The 5,779-nt window shown below is 66.2% G+C and carries 3 protein-coding genes; all 3 read right to left on the bottom strand.

Annotated elements, in window-relative coordinates:
• Positions 1-259: hypothetical protein (locus tag CAI21_RS22335; RefSeq protein WP_147305223.1), on the bottom strand; the 259-nt coding region annotated here is incomplete at its 3' end.
• A 234-nt stretch (positions 260-493) separates the two neighbouring features.
• Positions 494-5,371: a hypothetical protein gene (locus CAI21_RS22340; RefSeq protein WP_116304331.1), complete on the bottom strand. Its 4,878-nt coding sequence runs from the start codon at positions 5,369-5,371 to the stop codon at positions 494-496.
• 2 nt (positions 5,372-5,373) lie between these two features.
• The coding region (locus CAI21_RS22345) for a DUF4150 domain-containing protein (protein ID WP_116304332.1) at positions 5,374-5,779 on the bottom strand (406 nt) is incomplete at its 5' end.

Below are 5,779 nucleotides of genomic sequence, written 5' to 3' on the forward strand. Positions count from 1 at the left end.
AGAGCACCAGATCGTGCAGCATCAGCCCGTGGCGGGTGGGGTGGCGGATGATGTACGCCTGTAGCTCGGCGAAAGGGTATTCCCGCCCCTCCTTGGGCAACACCAGCTTACCCGCCCGCCGGTCGAAGTAACCCGCCGCCAGATCCGGCTTGCCGTCCCAGGCGGCATACAGCGCATCGCGCGCGCGGACGTAGCGCCGGGCGAGGACGAGGCCGGCGATGAGGCCGATCAATCCAAGGAGACCAAAAGGTAAACTCAAAATAAGCTGTCTGTTCCGTGGAGATACAAAAACCCGCAGCTGAGCCTCCAAAGCAAAGCGCAATCACGAACCCCAACCCCGATAACACGGAATAAACCAGCGCATGGCCCATCGGCTGCACCAGCACCGCCCGCTCGGCATTGATGTGGCCGTACCAGGGCGCGCCGCTGTAGATCAGCGCAGCGTCCCGCGGCAGCGGACCGTGCAGCCCCAACTTCTTCAACCGTCGCAACATTAACAGGCGCCTCCCGGGCGTTCTTCTTCGCGCCGCCGCCGCTCGCCGGCCCCCGGCGCCGGCGAGCGCACTTTATACGCGCTCGGGGCGTACAGCGTAAGCCAATCCGTCGGCGCGGCCGCCCCGGCTTCGGGGTACGGGAAGCTGATCGGAATCTCATTCATCCCGAACCGATGATCCGCCCCCAGCGGCCAATAACGCAGCTTTAGCATAAAGTGATGATAACCCCGATGCGGCAAGGCCTCGACGGGTAGCCGCAGCGTGATGCGCAAGCCGCCATCGCGCCGCGCCACCTCGGCCGTCGCCGCCAAGCCCTGCCCCGCCTTGGCCCCTTGGTAGAGGCCGGCGAACCAGCGCGGCACGCGCTCGGCGACCGTGCCGTGCGCAAGCTGCACCCGGCCGGCATAAGCCTGCACGCGGGTGCCGCCTAAGATCAAGTGCAGGCCGGGCTCGGTATGCCGCGAGTCGGGCTCGATAAAGCGCTTAAGATCCTCGTAGGAGCCGGCGGTAAAGACGTGTTGCTCCTCGCTGTAGTGATAGAGGTGCTCCCAATCGAGCTCCGCCACCGACGCTTCGCTGAATTGCGGCAGGAAGATCTGCAGCTCCTTCAGGCCTTCGTTCGGGTTTCCCATGCTCCATGCCGGTGCCGTCAACTGCGGCCATAAGGCGAACACGCCGATGATATCCCGATACATCAGGCCGCTGTCCTGCAGCCAGTGCCGCATATCGCGGTAACTCGCCGCGCCCCAGGGGGTGTTGTTCAGATAATACTCCTGCACCGTCTGCCGCATGAGGTAGAACAGGATTTCCAACGCAAGGGTGACCACCAGCCCGCCCCAGAATAAAAAGCGCAGGAAGGCCAGGCCCAGCCAGGCGCTGCGGCCGGCGACCTGGGTGCCCAGCCAGCGCAGCGCGTAGCCGGCATCGGCATAGGCCAGGGCGGTGAGGCTGCGACCTGCCGCCGCGGATCGCGCCCCCGCGCGATGACCGCGCCGCCACTGATGCCATGCATCCATGGTCATGACAACGGCGGAAAAGGCGGAGGCAAATGAAGTGAACGCGCTCGTATAAAGTAAGACATGGGCGGTCCGAAACACGGCGTTCTTGGCTGCCTTCTCGCCCGCCGACAAACCGTCGGTGTCGATCGTATAAACCCCGTAGGTTCGGAAGTTCTTCCAAGCCTCGTTGGCCACCTCTAGAACCAGAGCCTGATTCAAGCCGGCGGCGGCGATTCGCGCGGCTTGCAGCCATTGCATGGTCATGGCTACGGAATCCAAAACAGCACTTGCTGCAACAAGACCAGTAGCCACCGACAAATTGTCGCGGGCTGATTCCCACGCCGACCGAAAATTCAGCACCTCCACCGCACTCAAGGGCAACAAAAGCCCCAAGTTGCGCGCCTGGGGCAGGCTAAAGTTGCGGTTAAGGCGCTGCACCAGCAGGCGCGCCTGGTGCGGCAGAATGCCGCCGGGTCGGTGGCGGAGTTCGGCGGGCGCATTCGCCTTGGCTTCCGCCAAGGTGCGGTTGGCGGCCTCCTGCGCGGTGTGCGCCTGTTGTGCATCGGTGATGCGGTGCACCCGCTCGTCCTCGGCGGCTTGCCAGGCTTGCCGCGCGTCGGCTTCGGTCGCCTGCGCGGCGAGCAGATCGGCCTTGCCGTGTTTTGCGCGGGTCTCGGCGATGGCCAGGCTGACCGCGCTTTCCAGGTAGCCGCGAGTCGCCACCGCTTTGCCGTCGGCGGCGTGTTCGATGTCGGCGGCCACCCGTTCCAGTTGCTTGCCGATCCGGTTGCGCTGCACGCTGGCCTGCCGCGCCGATGGCCCCTCGAAGCTAATCGCTTCTTCGAGGTAGTCGAGGTAGTGGGCGAGAACGCGCTCGGTATCCCGGTAGGGCGCCTCTTGCTGGGCGATGATGTCCAGCAGCTCGCCGACGCTGGCGGCCCGTGGCAGGGGGCGTTCGCTGGCGATCAGCCCGGTCGCGACGTGGGTGCTCGCCAGGCTTTGCCGTAGCTCGCCGAAGAGCCCGCGGCCTTGCGTCGCCACCCCCTCGGCTAAGGCGCCGGCTAAGTGCTCGGTGCGCGCTTCGGCCACGGCGCGGGGGTCGGCATTGGCCCAGGCGGGGTAGCGCTGTTTTAGCTCGGCCTGTAATTCGTTGGCAACGATCGGCTGCACGCCGGGCGGCACCATGCCGTGCGCGGTGGCGAGCGGGAACTGGTCAAAACGCAGCGCCGAGACGTTAACCATGCGCAGCATGCGGGCATGATGGGCACCCAGCGATGCACGCCCGGTGTTGCCGCCGCTGACCTGCTCGGCCGAGGCGGTGACTTCGCTGGGGCTGCGGCGTCGGCCCGGCTGCGGGCGCTCAAGGCCGGCATCGGCATAGGCTTGATCCAAGGTGGAGAGGAGGTACCGGTCCGCCTGTCGGCGCTGACGTAGTTGGTGGCGGCGCAGGCGTGTTTCCCGCTCTTGGCGTTGCGCTACCTCCCAGCGCTCGCCGCGGCGTTTTCTGCCGTGGTAGCGGCCGAGTTTTCCCATCAGGTCGTCGCGGGCGGCGGTGCGCTCTTGTTGGGCGAGCCGATGGTCGATGTCCGCCTGGCGGATCTCGGCATCCAGGTCGGCGATGCGCCGATCCAGCGCTAAGTAGCTGTCGTCCAGCGCCTCCAGCGAGTGCGCTAGGCGGCGGTAGGCTTCGATGTAGCGCTTCAGCTCTTGCGCGGCCGGATACTCAAGCCGGAGGTATTCCTGGCGCAGGGGCGTGTAACGGCCGCGGGCTTCGGCTTCCGCCGCGCCGTAACGTTCCACTTCTCGCTTATACAGCAGGTGTTGGGTCGTTTGCTCGTCGACGAGGGCGCGATAGGCGTCGTACTCGGCTTGGGCGGCGGCGGTGTGCGCTTGCGTCTGTCGGTAGTTTGCTTCCAAACGCGCGCGTTCGCGCTCCGCTTCGCGGGACTCGACGACCCGCCGCGCTTGCTCGGTCGCCTGCGCCCAGTCGGCCGCTTGGCGTTGCCCGGCTTCGGCTTGCGCCAGCGCTTCACGCGCTTGGTGGAAAGCCTCGCGTTCGTTGTTGTAGCGGCTGTGGGCGAGGTGGGTTTGTACGTTTTCGGCTTGCCCGAGGAGTGCGGTCCAGCCTTGTAGCACCCGGCGCGCCAGCTCCGGTAGGCCGGGGGAGGAGGTGTGTGCGGTGGCTTCGAGCAGCGGTGTCGGGTCAAAGCCCGGTTCGCCCGGCGGAATGGCCTCGGCGCGGAGGGCGCTGACGTATTCCGCGTCGGCGCCGGGCTCGTAGCCGGGCAGCAGGTAGCGGGTGATGGGTAGGGGCGGTTTCCCCTCGTGCACGCCCAGCAACTGTAAGCAGTATTCCTGGCCGCAGTCGACATGCAGCTCGTCGGCCTTGCCCTCGCTTTCGCCGTTCTCGCCGGCGATCCATTTGTCGTAAACCTCGGGGTTGGCGTCCAGGCGCAGGAGTAGCCGCTGTAGTAACTCGTAACGCTGGGGCATGGCCTCGCCGTGGAGGGCGGCATAGTCGTCGAAGGCGGCGGTGAACGACAGCGGCCCTTCTTTGAGCAGCCATTCGACTAAACGCGGGCGACTGTTGATAAGGTTTAAGTAGCACTGCGCGACCGCCGGTACGCGCAGGTCGCGCTCCAGGGCGGTTTGGTTGATTAAGCCCCGCCACTTGGCGAGTTGTTCGGCCTGCTCTCGGCTGCATTCTCGCTCCACTGCCTGTTCAAGCTCGGCGTTGGCGAACAGGAGCTGGTAGAGGAAATTGGCAGTGTTGAAGCGGTGACTGCGCTGATCCTGCCGCCACAGATGCGCGCGGTAGGCGGCTTCGCTTTCGTGCTCTTCCGGTTTGCTGTCGTCGGGTAGGCCGGTGGCGGTTTTGACCGTGTGATTGGCGATCACCCAATCGGCTTGGTGTTTGGCCGCGAGTTCCTCGGCCACCCCAATGGGGTCGGCGAGCACCAGCAGCGGGCGATTGCCGAGGCGCTCGGCGAAGTCGGCCAAGGCCGCCAACTGCTCGGGAAAGCGCGCCAGCGCGCTGCGCAGCGGCACTTTATAGCCGTAGTCGCCGTAGAGCTCGTCGACCGTCGGCGGTGCGCCGGCCGACGCGGTGTCGGCGCTTGCGCCGAGCTGCTCGGGCTCGATGGCGTCGAAGCGGTAGTCGGCCAAGGCGATCTTTTGCAGCCGCTCGGCCTGGCGCGCGGCGTTGATCGTAACGCCGCGGGCAGCGGCGCCGCAGGCCGGGTCGAAGCGGCGATCCGCGCCGATGTCCGCGCTCAGGGTCAGCAGGTAATCCCAGGGCCATTGAACCGGCGAGAAGGCGAAGTGGTAGTCGATTTCCTCGCCGCCCAGGCTGACCGGCAGTTGCAGGACGCCGTCCTGGGGGTACACACTCGGCGTTCGTGCGTCCCGGCCCTGTTGGGCGATTAGGTTCACTTCCTGAAACTGCGTGCTCTCGGCAAGGACTTGCAGCTCCCGCCAGATGCACCCGTTACGGAAGATATACAGCCAGCCGTCGCGCAGCGGGATAAGCTCGCCGGCGGCATTGGCCGTGACCGGTAGGCATTTGAGCGTCTCCAGCTCGCACTCCAGCGCTTCGTCCCGGTGGTGGGCCGCGATGTCGCCGAGCGGTATCGGGTAATGCCCCTGGAGTTCGCCCAACAGGCCGAGCCGCTGTTGGGCCGCCTCGTCGTAGTCGGCCTGCGGGTCGACGGGCGCGAGCCAGAGCCGGTAGCTTTCCCGAGCCGGGAGCTGGTCGAAAACGCTCGCCGTGCACGCTAGGCCCGCCTCCGCTAGCCGCGTGTCGACGCGATCCAGCAGGCCGCGCGCGAGCACCTCTTCGTCGTTCTCGCCGCTGCTGATAACGCTATACGTGTTAAACACCCTTACTCTCCGCCTAAGTCCTTAACCGCCACCCGCATCGGTCCCGGTTCCGGTTCGATGTCTGCCGGGGCACCGGCCGACAATGCCGGCGGCGGGGTACCCGAGGGCTGCATCAAGGGCGCGGGCGGGGTGTTTTGGTTGTTGGAGACCATCAGATCGTGCGCGCGCACGGCCCGCACGCCTTCGATGAGCACGTTCGGCGAGGCGGTGAGAAACTCGGCCTGGCCTTGGGTGGTGCCGGAGAGTACGCCGCCTTTACGGCCCGGCTCGTTGCCGGTGCTTTTGCTGAACACGGAGGCCTTGGTGCAAACCGGGTGGCCGTTGATTTTGACGGTGCCGGCGGTTTTGGCGGCGTCTTTGGATTGGGCGACGTTGGCGTAGAGGATGTCGGTGGTGCCTTTGCCGCTG

It is taken from the genome of Alkalilimnicola ehrlichii (assembly GCF_003399765.1).
Lineage (GTDB): Bacteria > Pseudomonadota > Gammaproteobacteria > Nitrococcales > AK92 > AK92.